Genomic DNA, 19,170 nt, shown 5'->3' with positions numbered 1-19,170 from the left:
CCACCCTCGGGAACCCTACCGCCCTCCCCCACCCCCACCCCTTCGCGATCTTGCAGTTTCCGCCCCGGCAAAAGCCACATCAAGCCCACCCCGAGGGCCACAAGTCCATGATCGACAGGGGCTGGGGTCAGCGGAGGAGGCGGAACAGGAGCAGGTAGACGCAGAACAGCGACGGGGAGACCAGCGCGCAGATCACGAAGCCCAGCGGCACGTACCGCCCGGTCGTGGCCTCACCGCCGGCCAGCGCCGGGCGGCCCCACCGGGCCAGCACGACCTGACCGGCCACGAAGGACAGCAGCGGCACCCCGGCGCAGGACAGCGCCGCCACCAGGTCCAGCCCGGCCACCGGCACCGGCGACCCCACCAGCGCGACAAGCATCAGCAGCGAGCCGACGAGCGCGCAACCGCCGTACACCGCGACCGCCCGGGCCGGCGCCGACCAGGTCGGCAACAGCACCGGCGTGCGGGCCAGCGCGTCGGCCTGCTGCCCGTACCCGTCGGCCTCCCCGGCGAGCCGCTCCGCCGCAGCCAGCTCCGCCGCCGGGTCACCCGCCCGCGGCGCCACACCCGGAGAGGGGTACGCCCCGACGCCCGCCTGCCCCGGCGCGGCGGCTGCGCCGCCGGTCACGCCGTCCCCCGGCCCGGCGCCCGTCCGCCCGCCCGCGTCCTCCCCCCGCCCGGCGCCCGTCCGCCCGCCCGCATCTGCCGCCTCCGGCGCGGCCGGTCCGGCGGCCACCGCAACCGCCGGCGCCGGTACCGAGGTCATCGGCGTGCCGATTGCCTGGCCCAGCCGGTCCAGGTGCTGCCCCTGGGCGACGAGCCGCTGCCCCAGCTTGTCGACGGCGGCCTGCAGGCCACGGCGGCGCTCCGCCTCGGCCGCGATCTCCCGCTCCCCGCCCCGCTGCCGGGTGGACAGCTCCCGCAGCAGCGCCGCGTACTCGTCGAATCCACTCATGGGACATCACTCCCCGCGGCGAACGGCACGATCAGCGCGGTGCGGTGCTCGTGCCGGTCGACGAGCAGCGCGCGGCCCTCGCGCGGCACGTACGCGAGGTCGTGCACGCCGAGGTGCAGGCCCAGGTCGGCGGCGGGCACGTTGAGCGCGACCAGGCCGGTGACGTCGTCGCGCTGCCCGCTGCCGCCCAGGTCGTCGGCGAGCCGGCGCAGCCCGCGCCACCAGCCGAGCACGTGCACCCCGCGCGCGGGCCCCTGGCGCAGCACGGCGCGCAGGTCGTCGTACCCGGAACGGAACGTCGCCGGGTCGGAGGCGGCGAGCGTCGTGGCGGCGGCGTCCACCCCGAACACCACCAGGTAGGTGCGCCCGGAGGCCGCGTCGTCACCTGCGGCGGCCTCGGCGAGCTGGGCGCGCAGCGCCTCGGCGGCCAGGCGGCGGACCGGGTGGCCGGCGGCGGCCAGCGTCATGGCCAGGTCGTCGGCGGCGTCGGTGGTGCCGGGCGCCAGCGGCGCGAACAGGAACCGGGCGGTGCCGGGCGCGTGCTGCCGGGCCAGGGACAGCGTGGCCGACCGGAGCACCTCCGCGCCGACGGTGGCGGTGCCGACCACCGCCAGGTGCCGGCCCGGGCTGGCGTCGAGCGCGAACCCGGCCGGGCTGCCGGCGACGTCGACCGCGCGGCCCACGAGCGCGTACGGCGGGTCGGCGCCCGGCGTCAACGCGGTCCACGCAGAGTCGTCGGTGAGCCGGGGCGTCTCGTGTCCCCGGAACACCGACGGCGGGCGCGACCCGGCAGGGCGGGCCGCGTGCAGCTCGTGGCGCAGCGCTGCCAGGTCGGCCGAGGCGGCGTGCGCGTCGGGGAACCGCACCTCCGCGTCCGCGCCGGGCGCGCCGGCGGCGGTGTTCACCACTGCCGTGCCGACGGTGAGCCCGCGCGCGGCGTCGTTGCGCGGGTCCAGCACGGCGTCCCCGCCGGGCAGCGCGATCCGCAGCGGGAACTGGCCGAAGATGGCCTCGGCCCGGCCGTAGAGCGCCTCGATGCCGGTGGTGCTCTGGCTGGCCAGCACCAGGTGCAGGCCGTACGAGCGGCCCTTGCGGGCCAGTTCCTCGATCAGGTCGACGGCCTGCCGGGCCAGCGCGTCGTTGCCGGCGAACAGCACGTGGAACTCGTCGATCACGGTGACGATCCGGGGCGGCCGGGCGTTGGGCGGCAGGTCGGCCAGGCGGCTGACCCCGTGCCGCTTGAGCAGGTCGGCGCGGCGGCCCAACTCGGCGCGCAGCTCCCGCAGCACCGCCACGCCGTACTCGCGGTCGGACTCGATGCCCACCGCGTCGGCGTGCGGCAGCCAGGACGGGTCGCGGTCGGTGGGCACGAACTCGGTGAAGCTCACGCCCTCCTTGAAGTCGAGCAGCATCAGCCGCAGCTCGGCCGGGGAGTAGCGGGCGGCCAGCCCGTAGAGCACGTCGAGCAGCAGCACCGTCTTGCCGGCGCCGGTGCGGCCGCCGATCAGCCAGTGCGGCGTGGCGTCGTCGAACGCCACCGCGAGCGGGCGGCGGCCGGCGCGGCCGAGCACGGTACGCAGGCCGGAGGCGGCGGACCCGGCCCAGCGCTGCGCGGGCAGCAGGTCGGCGAACGTGACGACGTCCTGGTCGGCGGTCTCGGCGTACCGGCGGGCCAGCGCGGTCACCGCGGCGTGCGACGGGTCGCCGTCGAGCACCACCGGCGCGGCCAGCCCGCTGCCGTCGGCGCTGAACGGGCGGCCGGGCGGGTCACCGACGAGCGTGTACCGCTCGGTGATCCGCAGGTGGGTGGTGGCGCCCAGCGGCGGCGCGGCGCTCGGCCCGGCGGGCCGGTGACCGGCCAGCAGCACGCAGACCGCGGCGGCCGGGCCGGCGTGGGTGAGCGCGGCGAGCCGGGCCAGCTCCCGGGGCGGCGGCACGGACGCGGCCACCACCACCAGCAGCTCGCGTTCCTCCGGCGCGGACCGCTGGGCGGTACGGGCGTGCCGCTCGGCCGCGTCGAGCAGCGCTGCTGTCTCCGCCTCGGTGGTCGCCGCCGCGGCGAGCACCCCGGCGTCCTGCAGTGGGCGCAGCGGCAGGAACGCCGCGCCGAAGGCGGCCTGATCGATGCCGACGACCCGGATCGCGCCGGCCGGAGCGGCGGTCAGCAGCCGCACCACCACCGCCCGCAGCAGCTCCCCGACGCGCGGGTCGCGGGCGTCCTGATCGAGCGCCAGATGCGCGCCCGCCCCCACCGGCACGAGCACCGGGAACGCGCCGTCGACTGTGGTCGCCGCGCCGAGGCGTACCGGAACGGGGTGGGTCGCGACGCGGGCGGTGCCGGGCACCGCGGCGGCCAGCTCACCGCCGAGGCGGGCCAGCCGCGCGACCAGCTCGGGGCTGCCCACCGGCGCCGGGCCGGCGGCGCCGAGCAGCCGCCGGGCCGCCTCCCAGTGGCGCAGTGCCTGCCGGTGCCGATCGACCGCCTGCCGGTACGCCGCCGCGAGTCTGCCCACCGTCCGCCCTCCGACGTCTTGCGATCGAGGGAACCCTAACGGACGCGCGGCGCAGCGGCACATGGCGCTCCGCACCCGGGGATTCGTCCACTGTTCACCCGGCGGCGGACGGGCGCGCCGCCCACCGTTCCCCCGGCCCCGCTTGCCTTCCTCCAGGCAATCGTGGCGCACAGGAAGGCGACGACGTGACCTCACCTCTTCCCCGGCGGTCCCTGCTGCGCGGCGGCGTGGCCGGCGGGCTCGGCATCGTGGTGGCCGGCAGCCTGGAGGCGATCGCCGGCCCGGCCGCGGCCCGGCCCGCGTGCCGTCCCGCCGTCGGCTACGGCGACCTGGTGCCGGACCCGGCCGGCCTGCTGGCGCTGCCGCCGGGCTTCTCGTACACGGTGGTCGCGCAGGCGGGCGCGACGCTGCTGGAGTCCGGGCAGCCCACCCCCAGCGACGCCGACGGCACCGGCTGCTTCCGCGGCCCGCGCGGCTCGGTGCTGGTGAACAACCACGAGATCGGCGGCGACGAGCCGTACCCGGTGCCGGCGCTGACCGGTCTCACCTACGACCCGGGCGCCCGCGGCGGCACCACCACCATCGAGGTGGACCGGCACGGGCGGCGGCTGCGCGAGTACGTGAGCGTGGCCGGCACGCACAACAACTGCGCCGGTGGCATCACCCCGTGGGGCACGTGGCTGACCTGCGAGGAGACCGAACAGCGGGCCGGTGGGCGATTCCTGAAGGACCACGGGTACGTCTTCGAGGTCGACCCGCACGACAGGTCCGCCAACACCGACCCGGTGCCGCTGACGTTCCTCGGGCGGTACTCGCACGAGGCGGTCGCGGTCGACCCGTACACGCACTCGATCTACCTGACCGAGGACGCGAGCGGGCCCAACGGCCTGTACTTCCGGTGGACGCCGCCGCCCGGTTTCCGGGCCGGCAAGGGCGCGCTGCGGGCCCTCGCCCAGCGGCCCGACGGCGGCACCGCCGGCAGCCTCGCAGCGATGCGCTGCCTGCGCGGCGACACCCACGTGGCCGACCTGTCCGAGGCCACCACCCCCGGCACCCGCTACCGGGTCGAGTGGGTCGAGGTGCCGGATCGCGACGCGCGCACCGTGTCCGTACGCAAGCAGTTCACCGACGCGGAGGTGACCCGCAGCCGCAAGCTGGAGGGCGCCTGGTGGGGCGACGGCGGCGCGTACTTCGTGGCCAGCTACGCCCGGCACGACGACGGCAGCGCCAACGAGCACGACGGGCAGGTGTGGTTCTACGACCCGCGCCGGCAGACCGTGACGCTGAAGACCATCTTCGGGGTGAACACCGACCCGGACGCCGACCACGGCAACTACGACGGGCCGGACAACATCACCGTGTCGCCGTACGGCGGGGTGATCCTGGCCGAGGACGGCGAGGGTGTGTCGCACCTGGTCGGCGTCACCGAGCAGGGCACTGCGTATCCGCTGGCGCGCAACGAGCTGAACGACAGCGAGTTCACCGGGCCGACGTTCAGCGCGGACGGCAGGACGCTGTTCGCCAACATCCAGTCGCCGGGGTACGTGTTCGCGATCACCGGGCCGTGGGGGCGGCCGGGCAACGGGCACCGCTGACGGGACGGTGAGCGGCCGGCGGTTCTCGCTCGGGAGCCGCCGGCCGAGCAGTGCTGGTCTGCGACAGACGTCCCATTCGACACCGCTGCACGGGTCGCTTGGCCAGGCGGATCATGCTGAACGTCTGCCATCCGTTCCGGGAGGGCAACGGACGGACCCTGCGCGCCTTCCTGCGCCAGCTCGGCGCCGCGGCCGGCTACCTGCTCGACTGGTCGGAACTCGACGCGGCGGACAACATCGACGCTTGCGTCCAGCACCTGAACACCGGCGAGACGGACCTCCTGACGGCAGCGCTCGATCCGGTCGTCCGGCGTATCAGCTGAGCCACGCTGCTCAGTCATAGATCCTGGAGGATATCTCCTGTGCCGCTTGACGCATTCGTTCGCGCAGCTTGACCCGACGACCGCGAGGCCACTGCTGCTCCACCTGAGCACGTTGCCTCCCCGCGCGAGCGCAGCCCTCGGCGGAGACCGCCATCCCCCGCCGGGCCAGTTCGGCATCGAGATCTTCACCGAGCGTCGGTGCTGGTGTCATCGACGCTCACTGACGCCGATCTCCTTGGCCAGGTCGACGAATCCCTGCCAGGCCGCCGGCGCGAAGGCCAGCGTCGCGCCGGCCCGGTCCTTGGTGTCCCGGACCAGCACGACGCCCGCGAGGTTGTCGGCGACCTCCACACAAGAGCCGCCGTTGTTGCCGCTCTTCGTGCTCTTGCGCCATCGCGCAGCGGTCATGTCCATGATCCTGCCGCTTCCATGATCAGGTCTAGTGACTGGGTTCGGGAGAGGGCCTCGCCCCTGATGCGCTCCCACCTACGGCTGAGCGTAGCAACGGCCGCAGCCTCATTAAGTAGCTGCGCGGACGCCTGGCTGTCGACGTGCGCGACATGTTCACCGGTGGGCAGTTCGGCGAGGATGAAGCCGCCACCGAGCCCCGGATACATGCCGATGTCCCTCGGCACGACGTGTATCTGCACACCGGGCAGGGCTGCGCAGTGGACCAGGTGCTCAAGCTGCTCCCGCATCAGCTCCCGGTCGCCGTAGGCCGACTGATGCAGTACGCCCTCGAAGATGACCGCGACGACCAGAGGCGGCCGGTCCCGACGGAGGATCGCCTGTCGTTCGAGCCGCGAGGCGACCAGCTCATCGATTTCCGCTGCGGTCAGCGCCTCGCCGGTCAGCGTCGCGCGTGCATATGCCTCGGTCTGCAACAGCCCGGGCACCCATGTGTGCTCGAACCAGCGGATCGACACGGCGTCCCGCTCCCAGTCGACCCACTCACGCAGCCACGGCGGTTCACGGCGCTTGAGGACGTCCGGCCAAAGATCCCCGACGTCCCGGCCGAGGAGCGCCGCCACCTGGGCATGTCGCCGAGGCTGCGGAATACGTCCCGGAGAGACCCAACGGGCCGCCGTCTTCGGATCCACGCCGATCTGAGCTGCAAGGCTCTCCGCCGTCTCACCGGCTTCGGCCATCGCCACCTGGAGCGCGTGGTTCATCCTTCCTCCCTCATGGACGTCCCGAACGTCTCGGCACCATACATCAACGCTGTGTATTGGTCCCATAGCTCTCAGCAAAGCTGACCTCCAGGCGACACAGCCGGTGCTCGGACGTCCGGCGGCCACAGGACCAGGGATGTCGGGCGAGCCGCCCGACGCAGCCCCCCTGGCAGGAGAGGAAACTCATGCCCGACAGCAGGCCGAGGGCGGGTCGACGCGACGCAACGGCGAATGACAGCCCGCTCAAGGCGGGAGACCTCCTCTGCCTCGACCGCAGGGCAAGCGTTCAGTTCTTTCGCCCGATCACCGTTCGCGTGATCCGGGAGATCGAGGATCGCCAGCCATACGACGGCTGGGCATGGATCGAGGCGTACGAGTTCAACGCCCGAGGCACCGCAGTCACCAAGCGGGAACTTTTCGTGTATTTGGCTGGTCTGCACCGACTGGAATCAACAACTCGGGAGCGCATGTCCAGCAGCAGCCGCACTTACGCGGCCACGCGGCTGCGAGGGCTGGGGTGAGCACGGGCGCTCGCGCGCATCTGCCTATGCGCCCACTCTGGATCTGCAAACGCTGCGCTTATCCGTGGCCGTGCGCGGAGGCTCGACTCGCACTGCTCGCCGAGTACGCGAACGATCGTGTCGCCCTGTCGATCTACCTGTGTGGGCAGCTCTATGACGCAGCCCACGAGCTACATCGCCTCAACCCGTACGAGGCTCCCAGCCCACAAGTGTTGTTCGCTCGATTCGTCGGCTGGGCACGGCCGCGCCCGCCACTTCCTCCCGTGCCGAGCAGCCCTTGATGCGTCACGTCGACAGACGGCCGGGCGACGAGACGTATCAGGTCACACGGGCCGGCGGGCGCAGGCCGTCCAGCGCGATGGCCAGGACGCGGTCGCGCTGGGCCGGGTCCGGGAACTGGTACGCGGCCAGCCCGCTGATCAGCCGGATCACGTCGTCGAAGCCGGCGTCGGGCCGGGCAGCCCCGGCCTCCTGGGCGCGGCGCAGCAGCGGCTCGCCGGTCGCGTAGATCTCGGTGCGGCAGCTGCGGAACACCTCGGAGTCGTGCACCAGTTCCTCGGCCAGCGCTCGCTTGGTGGCCACGTAGGCGACGAACCGGTGCAGCCAGCCGACGAGGGCGTCCCAGGGCGGCTCGTCGGCCAGGTCGGCGGCGGAGGCGCTGAGCGCGCGCACCTCCTCGACGTAGACCGCCTCGAACAGGTCACGCCGGTGGGGGAAGTTGCGGTAGAGCGTGCCGATGCCCACGCCGGCCCGGCGGGCGATCTCCTCCAGGGACGCCCCCGCGCCGTGCTCGCCGAAGACCTCACGGGCGGCGGCGATGAGCGCGTCGTAGTTGCGGCGGGCGTCGGCCCGTTTCGGGCGGCGGGAGAAGACCTCACCGGGCACGTCGGCGTCGGTCATGACCCGCGTCACCCCTTCCGTCTTGCAACCGGAGGTAGCCCTCCGCTAAGTTAATGGAGGCAAGCCTCCGGTTGCTGACCGGAGCCACCCCTCCGGATAGCTTACTCCGGACTTCCGGCCGCCACCGCCGCACGACCGCGCGAGCGGCCACCAGTCTCGTACCGAACGGGGAGTCGTCCCACATGATCCACTCAACCCGGCGCGGCTCGCGCCGGCTCACCTTCCTCGTGCTGGCCGCCGGCACCGGATTCTTCGCGATGCTCCAGTCGCTGATCACGCCGGTGCTGCCCACCATCCAGCACGACCTGCACACCTCGCCCAACACGGTGACCTGGGTCCTCACCGCCTACCTGCTCTCCGCGTCCGTCTTCACGCCGATCGTCGGCCGCGTCGGCGACATGGTCGGCAAGGAGAAGACGCTCGTCTTCTCGCTCGCCGCGCTGGCGCTGGGCTGCCTGCTGGCGGCCATCGCCCCCAGCATCGGCGTGTTGATCGCCGCCCGCGTGGTGCAGGGCATCGGCGGTGCCGTCTTCCCGCTGTCGTTCGGCATCATCCGCGACGAGTTCCCGGCCGCCCGGGTCAGCTCGGCGGTGGCTTCGGTCTCCGCGGTCGTCGCAGTCGGCGGCGGGCTGGGCGTGGTGCTGGCCGGGCCGATCGTGGCCACGCTGGGCTACCGGTGGCTGTTCTGGATCCCGCTGGTGGTGGTCGGCCTGACCGCGCTCGCCGCGCACCGGTTCGTGCCGCGCTCGCCGGTACGCACCCCGGGCCGGATCAACTGGCTCAGCGCCGTACTCCTGTCCGGCTGGCTGGTGGCGCTGCTGCTGCCGGTCAGCAAGGGCGCCGCGTGGGGTTGGGGCTCCGGCCGGGTGGTCGGACTGCTGGCGCTGGCCGCGGTGCTCGCGGTCGCCTGGCTGGCGACCGAGGCGCGGGCTGCGAACCCGCTGATCGACCTGCGGATGATGCGCCTGCCGGCGGTCTGGACCACGAACCTCGTGGGGTTGCTCTACGGCGCCTCGATGTTCGCCGTCTACGCCTTCCTGCCGCAGTTCGCGCAGATCCCGACCAGCGCCGGCTACGGCTTCGGCGCCAGCGTCACCCAGGCCGGGCTGCTGATGCTGCCGATGCTCGTCGGCATGTTCGTGGCCGGCCTGCTGGCCGGACGGCTGCAGTCCCGGTTCAGCGCCAAGGCGCAGCTGAGCACCGGCGCGGTGTTCAACGTCGCGGCCGCCGCCATGCTGACCGTCGCGCACGACACCCGCTGGCAGGTCGGTGTCGCCGGTGGCCTGGTCGGCCTCGGCATCGGGCTGGCGTTCGCCTCGATGGCCAACCTGATCGTGGCGAACGTGCCGGCCGGGCAGACCGGCGCGGCGACCGGCATGAACGCCAACATCCGTACCATCGGCGGCGCGATCGGCGCGGCGCTCGCCAGTGCCGTGATCACTGCGAATCCGCAGCCGAGCGGGCTGCCCCGGGAGGCCGGTTTCACGGCGGGCTTCCTGCTGCTCACCGGCATCTCGGTGGCCGCGGCGCTGGCCGCGCTCGCCGTACCCTCCGGCCGCCGCCGGTGGCCGCGGCGACGGATCGGGCCGGCGGTGCCGGACCTGGCGCCGGCGCCGGAGCTGGTCCCGGCCCGCTGACCCCATGGGGTACGCGGACGGAAGCCCCGCCCGGCGCCGGTGCCGGGCGGGGCTTCGCCGTGCCGGTCAGCCGATGGCGGCGGTCAGCGCCGCCAGGTAGCCGTAGCGGTAGCCGCTGGCGTTCGGGTGGTACGCCTCGATCACGCCGCTGACGTCACGGATCCACGGGTCGGCGGCGCACACGCCGTGCCCGGCGAAGAACGGCCGCGCGTCGACGAACGTGCCCCCGGCCGCGGCGGCCCGGCCGGAGATGACGCCGTTGAGCGTGTCGGCGGCCTGGTTGAGGATGGTGCGCTTGTAGCTGCTCATGGCGAGCAGGCCGCAGGAGCCGGTCTCGAACAGCCGCGGGTAGCCGAGCACCACCAGCCGGGCGTTCGGGGCCCGGTTGCGGATCGCGGTGTACGTGGCGTCGAGCCGGGCGGGCAGCGTCGCGGTGGCGAACGCCTTCGACTCGTTCACAGCGCTCTCGCAGCTCGACGTGCTGCCGAACCGGCAACTGGTCATCACGTCGGCGAAGCCGGCGTCGTTGCCGCCGATGGTGATGGTGACCAGCGTGGTGCTGCTGCTGAGCTGGCCGACCTGGTTGTTGAGCACGTCGGCGGTGACCGCGCCGCCGCAGGCCGGGAACTTGAAGCTGGTGACCGAGTGGGCGGCGGCCCAGAGCGGGGCGTACGACTTCTGGCTGCGCAGGCAGGTGGACAGGTCGTACGGGCCGGCGCCCACTCCGGAGGAGTAGGAGTCGCCGAGAGCGACGTAGTTGACGGTGGCCGCCCGGGCGGCGCCGGGCAGGAGCACGGCGCCGAGGACGGCCGCCAGGACGGCGGCGAACACGGTACGGACGCGACGGGGCATGGCAGAGCCTCCACGGGGCAGGGTGGTGGAGCCCGTTGACCGCGCGCGTGGCCGAGGGATCAGTGCTGTTACTGGTCGGTAATGCTATCGAAACATTTGCCGAAATTGAATAGTCGAGATCGGCCGGACGGGACAGATGCGTTCACATGCGTCGATTAGCTTGGCGGTGACGACACCCGACGGAGGGAGTCCCCCGTGCGACGCGCACTCACGGCGGCCATCGCCGCCCTGACCCTCACCGCGGCCGGCACCACAGTGACCGGCGCGCCCGGCCAGGCCGCCCCGGCCGGATGGGGCCGGCCGCAACCCGCGGCGGCCACCCCGACGCCCGGCAGCCCCGGGCTGGGCGACAGCTACTTCCCCGACTACGGCAACGGCGGCTACGACGTCGGGCACTACGACATCCGGCTACGCTACGAGCCGGCCACCGACCGGCTCACCGGCACCACCACGATCCTGGCCACCGCCACCAAGGACCTGTCCCGGTTCAACCTGGACTTCGTCCTCGCCGTCGAGTCGATGCGCGTGAACGGCTGGGTCGCCACGTACACCCGAGCCGGCGACCACGAGCTGGTGATCACCCCGGCCCGGCCGCTGACCAAGGGGCAGCAGCTCACCGTCGTGGTGAAGTACGCGGGCGTGCCGTCGCAGACCACGGTCCAGGGCTACACCGCGTGGACCCGTACCGCCGACGGGGCGCTCGCCGTCAACGAGCCCGAGTCGGCCTGGTGGTGGTACCCGAGCAACGACCACCCGAAGGACAAGGCCACCTGGGACATCTCCGTCTCGGTGCCGACCGGCGTCGAGGTGATCAGCAACGGCGTGCAGCCGCGCGACCCGCTGCCCGAGGCCGGCAACCGCACCCGGTGGAGCTGGCGCAGCGTCAAGCCCGGCGCCACGTACCAGGCGTTCCTGACCATCGGGCAGTACGACATCGTCACCGACGTCGCGCCGAACGGCCAGCCGGTGGTGAACGCGTACAGCACCACGCTCGGCGAGCGCCTGCCCGCCGCGCGGGCCAGCATCGAACGCACCGCCGAGATCGTCGACTGGGAGAGCGGGCTGTTCGGCCCGTACCCGTTCGAGGCGCAGGGCGGCGTGGCCGGGCCGGTCGACGGCATCGGCTTCGCGCTGGAGACGCAGACCCGCCCGGTGTACGGCCCCGGCTTCTGGCGGCGCGGCGCCAACCCGTACGTGGTGGTGCACGAGAACGCCCACCAGTGGTTCGGCGACTCGGTGTCGGTGGCGGACTGGCGGCACATCTGGCTCAACGAGGGCTTCGCCTCGTACGCCGAGTGGCTCTGGTCCGAGGAGCAGGGCGAGGGCACCGCGCAGGAGCTGTTCGACTTCGCCTACGACAGCTACCCGGCCGACTCCGAGTTCTGGCAGGTGCGCCCCGGCGACCCGGGCCCGAGCGGGATCTTCGACGACGCCGTCTACGACCGGGGCGCGATGGCGCTGCACCAGATCCGGCTCGCCGTCGGCGACGCCGCGTTCTTCCGCATCCTGCGCACCTGGACGGCCAAGCGGCAGTACGCCAACGGCACCGTCGCGCAGTTCCAGGCGCTCGCCGAGCGGATCTCCGGGCGGGACCTCGACGCGGTGTTCACCACCTGGCTGTTCACGCCCGGCCGCCCCGACGTGACCGCCGCCGCGCGGACGAGCGCCGCACCGGCGCAGCCGGCCTCGTGGACGAAGATCCGCGCGGCGCACGACCTGCTCGGCCGCTGACCGGGTGCCGGCTGGGCCGCTCCCCCACGACGGGGGCGGCCCGGCCGGCCGGTCAACCGGCGGTCGGCACGGGTGCCGCAGTCGACGCCGTCCAGGGCTGCGCCGCCTCGACCGCGCGGATGTGGCGGTAGGCGAACCAGAGCGGCGGGAACGCGCCGACCGCGAACGAGAGGTCGACGAGCGTCCAGAACCAGGGGATGTCCCGGATCGGACCGCAGATCACCGCCAGCGGCACGATGCCGGCGCAGGCGATCATTCCGACCTGGACCACCCACACGTTGCGGACCGGGTCACGCAGCGGCCCCCAGAACGCCACCGCGAGCACCAGGTGCGCGAAGGCCAGCCAGTCGGTGCCGTACCGCAGGAACGGGTAGTCCTCACCGGCCGCCACCAGTCCGACGTGGACCCGCTCGATCCAGTCGACCAGCGCCGGGAACTGCCCGGCGAGCGGGTCGGACGCCGCCAGCAGCCAGCGCACCTCGACCTCCAGCGGGAACGCGGTCACCCCGCTGAGGAAGAGCCCCGCCACCACCAGCCAGAGCCAGCGGCGGATGCGCCGCAGGCGTACCTCGACGTCCATGGCCGCAGCCTAACGACGGTCGTCGTGCCGCCGGGGCCCCGTCCGGCATGACCTGGGCCACCCTTCCCGGACGGCCGCGCGGCGGCGGCGGGTGTTAAGAAGGGCCCCCTCCTCTACCTGAGGCGTTAAGAGGGGGCCCTTCCTTTCACCTGGCGGCGAGCGGCTGGCGGGCCGGGTCGACCGGGGCGGGCAGGTCGCCCACCCCACCCAGGTACGTGTGGATCGCCGCCGCGGCGGCGCGTCCCTCGGCGATCGCCCAGACGATCAGCGAGGCGCCCCGGTGCATGTCACCGGCGACGAAGACGCCGTCGGTGGCCTGCCAGTCCGGGCCGGAGTCGATCGCGCCCCGGCCGTTGCGGGTCACCCCGAACTGGGCCAGCAGCGGCTGCTCCTCGGTGCCCTCGAAGCCGATGGCGAGCAGCACCAGGTCGGCCGGGATCTCGCGCTCGGAGCCGGTCAGCGCGGTGACGATGCGGCGACCGTCCACCTTCTCCACTGTCACCTCGGCGATCCGGACCGCGCGGACCTGGCCGGTGCCGTCGTCCACGAACTCCTGCACGGCGACGGCGAAGACCCGCTCGCCGCCCTCCTCGTGCGCCGGGTAGTTGCGCAGCACCCACGGCCAGGTCGGCCACGGGTCCCGCGCCGCGTCCCGCTCGGCCGGCGGCTCCGGGTAGAGGTCGAGCTGATGTACGCCGGCCGCGCCCTGCCGGTGCGCCACGCCGAGGCAGTCGGCGGCGGTGTCGCCACCACCGATGATCACCACGTGCTTGCCGGCGGCGTCGATCGGCGTACCGTCGGGCAGCGTCGCGGGGGCGGGCTTCCCGTCCCCGGCGGCGGCCACCACCCGGTTCGCGGCGACCAGGTGCGCCATCGCCTGGTGCACGCCGCGCAGCGCCCGGCCGGGCGTCTCCGGGGTGTCCCGGCCCTGCAACGCGCCGCAGGCAAGCAGCACCGCGTCGTGCTCGGCGCGCAACTGCTCGGCGGTCACGTCGACGCCGACCTCGACGCCGGTGCGGAACCGCACGCCCTCGGCGGTGAGCTGGGCCAGCCGCTTGTCGATGTGCTGCTTCTCCAGCTTGAAGTCGGGGATGCCGTAGCGGAGCAGGCCGCCGATCGCGTCGTCGCGCTCGTACACGGTGACCGTGTGACCGGCGCGGGCGAGCTGCTGCGCGGCGGCCAGCCCGGCCGGGCCGGAGCCGACCACGGCCACCGACCGGCCGGTGGACACGGACGCGGGCCGGGGCCGCAGGCCGTCGCGGGCCACCGCCGCGTCGGCGATCTCCACCTCGACCTGCTTGATGGTGACCGGCTGCTGGCCGCCCAGGCCGAGCACGCAGGCCGCCTCGCACGGCGCCGGGCAGAGCCGGCCGGTGAACTCGGGGAAGTTGTTGGTGGCGTGCAGCGAGTCCACCGCCGCGTCCCAGTTGCCGGTGCGGACCAGGTCGTTCCAGTCCGGGATGCGGTTGCCCAGCGGGCAGCCGTCGTGGCAGAACGGGATGCCGCAGTCCATGCACCGGGTGGCCTGCTCGCGGATCAGCTCCTCACCGGCCGGCGGGTACACCTCCCGCCAGTCGGAGATGCGCACCGGCACCGGACGGCGGGCCGGCAGCCGCCGGTCGTAGCGCAGGAAACCGTTCGGGTCAGGCACGAGCCACCTCCTGGGCGACCGCCCGGGGCGCGGGCGGTACCGGCGCGGGCGAGAGGGCGCTCATCACCGCGTCGTCGACGTCTCGGCCGGCGGCTTCGGCGGCCCGCATGATCTCCATGACCCGGCGGTAGTCCCGGGGCACCACCGCGGTGAACTCCTCCACCGCCTGCGGCCAGCGCTTGAGCAGGTCCTCGGCGACCGCCGAGTCCGTCTCGGCGAAGTGCCGCTGGACCAGCTCGTGCAGCCGGTCGCGTTCCTCGTCGCGCAGCGACGACAGGTCGACCAGCTCGGTGTTGACCAGTCGCCGGTCGAGCCGGTGCACGAACGCGGTGCCGCCGGACATGCCGGCGGCGAAGTTGCGCCCGGTCGGCCCGAGCACCACGACGGTGCCGCCGGTCATGTACTCGCAACCGTGGTCGCCGAGGCCCTCGACCACCGCGACCGCGCCGGAGTTGCGCACCGCGAACCGCTCCCCCACCCGGCCGCGCAGGTAGACCTCGCCGCCGGTCGCGCCGTACAGGATGGTGTTGCCGGCGATGATCTGGTCCTCGGCCCGGCGGCCGGGCGCGGCGTCCACGCCGACGAACGGCGCGTCGGCGTCCGGCCGCACCACGATGCGTCCGCCGGACAGTCCCTTGCCGACGTAGTCGTTGGCGTCGCCGTGCAGGCGCAGCGTGACGCCGCGCGGCAGGAACGCGCCGAACGACTGGCCGGCGGTGCCGCGCAGCAGGAACTCGATCGTGTCGTCGGGCAGGCCGGCGCCGCCGAAGCGGCGGGTCACCTCGCCGCCGAGCATCGCGCCGACGCTGCGGTGCTCGTTGCGCACCTCGACCTCGACCCGGACCGGGGTGCGCTCCCGCAGCGCCGGCCCGGCCAGCTCGATGAGCCGGTTGTCCAGCGCCGCGTCGAGGCCGTGGTCCTGGGCGCGTACGCCCCGGCGGGCCGCGCCCTCGGGCAGCTCGGGCAGGTGCAGCACACGGCTCAGGTCGAGCCCGTGGCCCTTCCAGTGGTCGATCGCGCCAGCCACGTCGAGCAGCTCGGTGTGCCCGATCGCCTCGTCGATGCTGCGGAAGCCCAGCTCGGCCAGGTAGCCGCGGACCTCCTCGGCGAGGAAGAGGAAGAAGTTCTCCACGAACTCGGGGCGGCCGGTGAAGCGCTCGCGCAGCACCGGGTTCTGGGTGGCGATGCCGACCGGACAGGTGTCCAGGTGGCACACCCGCATCATCACGCAGCCCTCGACGATCAGCGGGGCGGTGGCGAAGCCGAACTCCTCGGCGCCGAGCAGCGCCGCGATCAGCACGTCCCGGCCGGTCTTGAGCTGGCCGTCGACCTGCACCGTCACCCGGTCGCGCAGCTTGTTCAGCAACAGCGTCTGCTGTGCCTCGGCCAGGCCCAGCTCCCACGGGGTGCCGGCGTGCTTGAGCGAGTTGAGCGGGGACGCGCCGGTGCCGCCGTCGTGGCCGGAGATCAGGATGACGTCGGCCTTGAGCTTGGCCACGCCCGCTGCGACGGTGCCCACGCCGACCTCGCTGACCAGCTTGACGTGCACCCGGGCGGCCGGGTTGACGCACTTCAGGTCGTGGACGAGCTGGGCCAGGTCCTCGATGGAGTAGATGTCGTGGTGCGGCGGCGGGGAGATCAGGCCGACACCGGGGGTGGCGTGCCGGGTCCGGGCGATCCACGGCCAGACCTTGTTGCCGGGTAGCTGCCCGCCCTCGCCGGGCTTCGCGCCCTGCGCCATCTTGATCTGGAGGTCGTCGGCGTTGACGAGGTATTCGCTGGTCACGCCGAAGCGGCCGCTGGCGATCTGCTTGACCGCGGAGCGCCGCGCCGGGTCGTGCAGCCGCTCGACGTCCTCGCCGCCCTCGCCGGTGTTGGACTTGCCGCCGAGCCGGTTCATCGCGATCGCGAGCGTCTCGTGCGCCTCCGCCGAGATCGACCCGTACGACATGGCGCCGGTGGCGAAGCGCTTGACGATCTCGCTGGCCGGCTCGACCTCGTCCAGCGGCACCGCCGGACGTACGCCGGTGCGCAGCGTGAACAGCCCGCGCAGCGAGCCGGCCTGCGCGGCCAGCTCGTCGACCTTGGCGGTGTACTGCCGGAACACGTCGTACTGGCGGCTGCGGGTGGCGTGCTGGAGCAGGAAGACGGTCTCCGGGTTGAACAGGTGCAGCTCGCCCTCGCGGCGCCACTGGTACTCGCCGCCGACCTCCAGCCGGTCCGTGGCCTGCGCGCCCGGCGCCGGCCAGGCCCGCGCGTGCCGGGCCGCCACCTCGGCGTGGATCTCGGCCAGCCCGATGCCGCCGATGGTGCTCGGCGTGCCCCGGAAGTACCTGTCGACCAGGCGGGTCTCCAGGCCGACCGCCTCGAAGACCTGCGCCCCGCAGTACGACGACACGGTCGAGATGCCCATCTTGGACATGATCTTCAGGACGCCCTTGCCGAGCGCCTTGACGTAGTTGCGGACCGCCTTGACCCGGTCGACGCCGGCCAGCACGCCGGTGGAGATCATGTCCTCGACCGACTCGAAGGCCAGGTACGGGTTGACCGCCGCCGCGCCGTACCCGATCAGCACCGCCGCATGGTGCACCTCGCGGCAGTCGCCGGACTCGACGATCAGCGCGACCTGGGTGCGGGTCTGCTCGCGTACCAGGTGCTGGTGCACCGCGGCGGTGAGCAGCAGCGACGGGATCGGGGCCAGGTCGGCGTTGGAGTCCCGGTCGGAGAGCACCAGGATGCGTACGCCGTCCTCGATCGCCTCGGAGACGTGCCGGCAGATCTCGGTCAGCCGGGCCTTGATGCCGGCGCCGCCGTCGCGCAGGCGGTAGAGACCGGAGACCCGGACCGCCTTGAAGCCGGGCAGGTCGCCGTCCTCGTCGATGGAGAGGATCTTGGCCAGCTCGTCGTTGTCGATCACCGGGTACGGCAGCACGATCTGCCGGCAGCTCGCCGGACCCGGGTCGAGCAGGTTGCCCTCCGGCCCGATGGTGGACGCCAGGCTGGTCACCAGCTCCTCCCGGATGGCGTCCAGCGGCGGGTTGGTGACCTGCGCGAAGAGCTGATGGAAGTAGTCGTAGAGCAGCCGCGGCCGGGTGGACAGCGGGGCGATGGGCGTGTCGGTGCCCATCGAGCCGATCGGCTCCGCGCCGCTGCGGGCCATCGGGCCGAGCAGGATCTTCAGCTCCTCCTCGGTGTAGCCGAACACCTGCTGGCGGCGGCGTACCGAGTCGTGGGTGTAGACGATGTGCTCGCGGGCCGGCAGGTCGTCCAGCTCGATCAGGCCCGCATGCAGCCACTCCTGGTACGGCTGCTCGGCGGCCAGCTCGGTCTTGATCTCGTCGTCGGAGACGATCCGGCCGTTGACGGTGTCGACCAGGAACATCCGGCCCGGCTGGAGCCGGCCCTTGGCGATCACGGTGGACGGGTCCAGGTCGAGCACGCCCGCCTCGCTACCAAGCACCACCAGCCCGTCGGCGGTGTGCCACCAGCGGCCCGGGCGCAGCCCGTTGCGGTCGAGCACCGCGCCGACGATCTCGCCGTCGGTGAAGGCGACCGAGGCCGGGCCGTCCCACGGCTCCATCAGGCTGGCGTGGAAGCGGTAGAAGGCGCGCTTGTCGGCGCGCATGTCCGGGTCGTTCTCCCACGCCTCGGGGATCATCATGAGCACCGCGTGCGGCAGGCTCCGCCCGGCCAGGTGCAGCAGCTCCAGGACCTCGTCGAAGTTCGCCGAGTCGGACGCGGCCGGGGTGCACACCGGGAAGACCCGGCGGATGTTGCCGGGCAGGTTCGGGCTGCGCAGCAGCGCCTCGCGGGCCTGCATCCAGTTGCGGTTGCCGCGAATCGTGTTGATCTCGCCGTTGTGCGCGATGAACCGGTACGGGTGCGCCAGCGGCCAGGACGGGAACGTGTTCGTGGAGAAGCGCGAGTGCACCAGCGCGATGGCGCTGACCACCCGCTCGTCGGTCAGCTCCGGGTAGAACTCCGGAAGCTGGTCCGGGGTGAGCATGCCCTTCCACACCATGGTGCGGCCGGACAGCGACGGGAAGTACGCCGGCACGCCCCGCTCGGCGGTCTCCCGCTCGACCTGCTTGCGCAGGCAGAACGCCACCCGGTCCAGGTCCAGCCCGGTCAGCGGGGAACCGGCCGGGCCGGCCGGCGAGCCGGTCAGCCGGCGCGCAGCCACGAAGAGCTGCCGGACCCGGGGCATCGCCGCGAGCGCCGTCTCGCCCAGGCCGGACGGGTCGGTCGGCACCTCACGCCAGCCGAGCACGTCGGCGCCCTCGACCAGCGCGTACTTGTCGACCACCTGGCGGGCACGGGTCTCGGCCGCGTCGTCGTCGGGCAGGAACACCAGGCCGGTGGCGTACTGGCCGGCCGGGGGCAGCGGGAAGTCGACGGTGGCGCGCAGGAACGCGTCCGGCACCTGGATCATGATGCCGGCGCCGTCCCCGGTGTTGTGCTCCGCGCCCCGGGCGCCCCGGTGGTCCAGCCGGCACAGCGCCCCGAGGCCGTTCGCGACGACCTGGTGCGAGCGCCGCCCGTGCAGGTCGGCCACGAAGGCCACACCGCAGGCGTCATGCTCGTACGCGGGGTCGTAGAGCCCGGTCGCCGGTGGGGCCGACTGCGGGCTGTGAGGGTACGGAAAGGCCACCGGGCCTCCTGTCGTCACTCAGGATGGATCATGATGGGGACGACGTCGGCCCTCTGCGGTTTATTGAGTCTACGTTAGGGCTTCCGGCG

15 protein-coding genes are annotated in these 19,170 nt (G+C 73.3%); 6 read left to right on the top strand and 9 right to left on the bottom strand.

Annotated elements, in window-relative coordinates:
- Positions 1 to 127 precede the first annotated feature (127 nt).
- Together A4R25_RS00895 and A4R25_RS00890 are read right to left on the bottom strand one after the other, a co-directional pair.
- On the bottom strand, positions 128 to 955 hold the full coding sequence (locus A4R25_RS00895) for a hypothetical protein (RefSeq protein WP_064445266.1): 828 nt from the start codon (positions 953 to 955) through the stop codon (positions 128 to 130).
- The gene (locus A4R25_RS00890) at positions 952 to 3,468 is read right to left on the bottom strand and encodes an FtsK/SpoIIIE domain-containing protein (protein WP_082930881.1); all 2,517 of its coding nucleotides are present in this window, start codon (positions 3,466 to 3,468) and stop codon (positions 952 to 954) included. The genes A4R25_RS00895 and A4R25_RS00890 overlap by 4 nt, the downstream gene beginning before the upstream one ends.
- Before the next feature lie 185 nt (positions 3,469 to 3,653).
- On the opposite strand from A4R25_RS00890, the gene A4R25_RS00885 reads away from it, so the two are divergent.
- Both A4R25_RS00885 and A4R25_RS32075 read left to right on the top strand, forming a co-directional pair.
- Positions 3,654 to 5,063, top strand: a complete 1,410-nt coding sequence (locus A4R25_RS00885) for an alkaline phosphatase PhoX (RefSeq protein WP_064445264.1) — start codon at positions 3,654 to 3,656, stop codon at positions 5,061 to 5,063.
- A 113-nt stretch (positions 5,064 to 5,176) separates the two neighbouring features.
- Positions 5,177 to 5,386, top strand: coding sequence for a Fic family protein (locus A4R25_RS32075; protein WP_064445263.1), 210 nt, complete (start codon positions 5,177 to 5,179; stop codon positions 5,384 to 5,386).
- 207 nt (positions 5,387 to 5,593) lie between these two features.
- Here the strand turns inward: A4R25_RS32075 and A4R25_RS00875 are convergent, their stop codons facing one another.
- Positions 5,594 to 5,800, bottom strand: coding sequence for a DUF397 domain-containing protein (locus A4R25_RS00875; RefSeq protein WP_082930880.1), 207 nt, complete (start codon positions 5,798 to 5,800; stop codon positions 5,594 to 5,596).
- Entirely contained in the window at positions 5,791 to 6,558 is a 768-nt protein-coding gene (locus A4R25_RS00870; protein ID WP_064445262.1) for a DUF5753 domain-containing protein, read from the bottom strand. The genes A4R25_RS00875 and A4R25_RS00870 overlap by 10 nt, the downstream gene beginning before the upstream one ends.
- Positions 6,559 to 6,743: 185 nt before the next feature.
- On the opposite strand from A4R25_RS00870, the gene A4R25_RS00865 reads away from it, so the two are divergent.
- Entirely contained in the window at positions 6,744 to 7,079 is a 336-nt protein-coding gene (locus tag A4R25_RS00865; RefSeq protein ID WP_064445261.1) for a hypothetical protein, read from the top strand.
- 26 nt (positions 7,080 to 7,105) lie between these two features.
- Positions 7,106 to 7,360, top strand: coding sequence for a hypothetical protein (locus A4R25_RS31635; protein WP_082930966.1), 255 nt, complete (start codon positions 7,106 to 7,108; stop codon positions 7,358 to 7,360).
- Between the two features lie 37 nt (positions 7,361 to 7,397).
- Here A4R25_RS31635 and A4R25_RS00860 read toward each other — a convergent pair whose 3' ends face one another.
- Positions 7,398 to 7,979, bottom strand: a complete 582-nt coding sequence (locus A4R25_RS00860) for a TetR/AcrR family transcriptional regulator (RefSeq protein WP_043331116.1) — start codon at positions 7,977 to 7,979, stop codon at positions 7,398 to 7,400.
- A 182-nt stretch (positions 7,980 to 8,161) separates the two neighbouring features.
- On the opposite strand from A4R25_RS00860, the gene A4R25_RS00855 reads away from it, so the two are divergent.
- Positions 8,162 to 9,616: an MFS transporter gene (locus tag A4R25_RS00855; RefSeq protein WP_064445260.1), complete on the top strand. Its 1,455-nt coding sequence runs from the start codon at positions 8,162 to 8,164 to the stop codon at positions 9,614 to 9,616.
- A gap of 66 nt (positions 9,617 to 9,682) precedes the next feature.
- Here A4R25_RS00855 and A4R25_RS00850 read toward each other — a convergent pair whose 3' ends face one another.
- Complete coding sequence (locus A4R25_RS00850) at positions 9,683 to 10,468, bottom strand: SGNH/GDSL hydrolase family protein (RefSeq protein WP_043329537.1); 786 nt, start codon at positions 10,466 to 10,468, stop codon at positions 9,683 to 9,685.
- A 195-nt stretch (positions 10,469 to 10,663) separates the two neighbouring features.
- Here A4R25_RS00850 and A4R25_RS00845 point away from each other — a divergent pair, with 195 nt between their 5' ends.
- Positions 10,664 to 12,199 carry a M1 family metallopeptidase gene (locus tag A4R25_RS00845; protein WP_064445259.1) on the top strand — a complete coding sequence of 512 codons (1,536 nt, stop codon included), beginning with the start codon at positions 10,664 to 10,666 and terminating at the stop codon, positions 12,197 to 12,199.
- 52 nt (positions 12,200 to 12,251) lie between these two features.
- On the opposite strand, the gene A4R25_RS00840 is transcribed toward A4R25_RS00845, so the two are convergent.
- The 3 genes from A4R25_RS00840 to gltB all read right to left on the bottom strand — a co-directional run bounded on the left by A4R25_RS00840 (position 12,252) and on the right by gltB (position 19,081).
- Positions 12,252 to 12,779 (bottom strand): hypothetical protein, encoded by a 528-nt coding sequence (locus tag A4R25_RS00840; protein WP_043329534.1) that lies wholly within the window; start codon positions 12,777 to 12,779, stop codon positions 12,252 to 12,254.
- A gap of 145 nt (positions 12,780 to 12,924) precedes the next feature.
- Positions 12,925 to 14,430, bottom strand: coding sequence for a glutamate synthase subunit beta (locus A4R25_RS00835; protein ID WP_064445258.1), 1,506 nt, complete (start codon positions 14,428 to 14,430; stop codon positions 12,925 to 12,927).
- Complete coding sequence (gene gltB / locus A4R25_RS00830) at positions 14,423 to 19,081, bottom strand: glutamate synthase large subunit (RefSeq protein ID WP_064445257.1); 4,659 nt, start codon at positions 19,079 to 19,081, stop codon at positions 14,423 to 14,425. The genes A4R25_RS00835 and gltB overlap by 8 nt, the downstream gene beginning before the upstream one ends.
- Positions 19,082 to 19,170: the final 89 nt, after the last annotated feature.

This window comes from Micromonospora sp. NBRC 110037 (assembly GCF_001652995.1).
Classification (GTDB): domain Bacteria; phylum Actinomycetota; class Actinomycetes; order Mycobacteriales; family Micromonosporaceae; genus Micromonospora; species Micromonospora chalcea.
Note: the sequence above shows the minus strand (reverse complement) of the source record. Positions and strands in the feature narration are given on the sequence as shown.

Excerpts from the sequence above, each read along its gene's own strand:
- A4R25_RS00870 (WP_064445262.1), bottom strand. The coding sequence starts at position 6,558 with ATGAACCACGCGCTCCAGGTGGCGATGGCCGAAGCCGGTGAGACGGCG.
- A4R25_RS00860 (WP_043331116.1), bottom strand. The coding sequence starts at position 7,979 with ATGACCGACGCCGACGTGCCCGGTGAGGTCTTCTCCCGCCGCCCGAAA.
- A4R25_RS00840 (WP_043329534.1), bottom strand. The coding sequence starts at position 12,779 with ATGGACGTCGAGGTACGCCTGCGGCGCATCCGCCGCTGGCTCTGGCTG.
- A4R25_RS32075 (WP_064445263.1), top strand. The coding sequence starts at position 5,177 with ATGCTGAACGTCTGCCATCCGTTCCGGGAGGGCAACGGACGGACCCTG.
- A4R25_RS31635 (WP_082930966.1), top strand. The coding sequence starts at position 7,106 with ATGCGCCCACTCTGGATCTGCAAACGCTGCGCTTATCCGTGGCCGTGC.
- A4R25_RS00855 (WP_064445260.1), top strand. The coding sequence starts at position 8,162 with ATGATCCACTCAACCCGGCGCGGCTCGCGCCGGCTCACCTTCCTCGTG.
- A4R25_RS00865 (WP_064445261.1), top strand. The coding sequence starts at position 6,744 with ATGCCCGACAGCAGGCCGAGGGCGGGTCGACGCGACGCAACGGCGAAT.
- A4R25_RS00875 (WP_082930880.1), bottom strand. The coding sequence starts at position 5,800 with ATGGACATGACCGCTGCGCGATGGCGCAAGAGCACGAAGAGCGGCAAC.
- A4R25_RS00850 (WP_043329537.1), bottom strand. The coding sequence starts at position 10,468 with ATGCCCCGTCGCGTCCGTACCGTGTTCGCCGCCGTCCTGGCGGCCGTC.
- A4R25_RS00895 (WP_064445266.1), bottom strand. The coding sequence starts at position 955 with ATGAGTGGATTCGACGAGTACGCGGCGCTGCTGCGGGAGCTGTCCACC.